This is a genomic window from Brachyspira sp. SAP_772 (genome assembly GCF_009755885.1).
Lineage (GTDB): Bacteria > Spirochaetota > Brachyspiria > Brachyspirales > Brachyspiraceae > Brachyspira.
On sequence record NZ_VYIX01000389.1, the window covers coordinates 1 to 508 of the forward strand.

Genomic DNA, 508 nt, shown 5'->3' on the forward strand with positions numbered 1-508 from the left:
ATGATTTGAAAAATCTATTTTGCCTTTTATTTTTGAATTAAGATTTTCTTTTTTTCTTATAAAATTTCTTTTAAGTCCGTTATTAAGCTCTAATTCAAGCATTCTCAAAAAATGAATACTTGTTAGAGCATCAAGTCCTTTTATTAAAATATCGCCTTTGTAGTTTATTGGAGGCTTTTCAAAATTTATACTGTATATTTCATTAAAACATTTCACAATATTTGAATATGATAAACATTTTGAAAACATCTTCATAAAATCAATATTTTCTATTTTAGGATTGATTATAATATTTTTTGTATGCTCATTATCAAGCCAAAAAGCACCTATATAATAAGAAAGAGTTTTGCTGTATGAATTCTCTCCAAATATATATTCTCTATATTTTGATTTATTTATGCATTCTGTAAGAGAATCACAATCTATATTATTATGCTCATTAAATGAAGCAGAATTGTTTTTACAAAATTCACATTCACATTGATTATCTAAATTATCCATAATGATT

1 pseudogene is annotated in these 508 nt (G+C 22.8%); it reads right to left on the reverse strand.

What is annotated here, in order from left to right:
• Positions 1-508, reverse strand: a pseudogene (locus GQX97_RS14685) (restriction endonuclease); the annotation flags it as partial.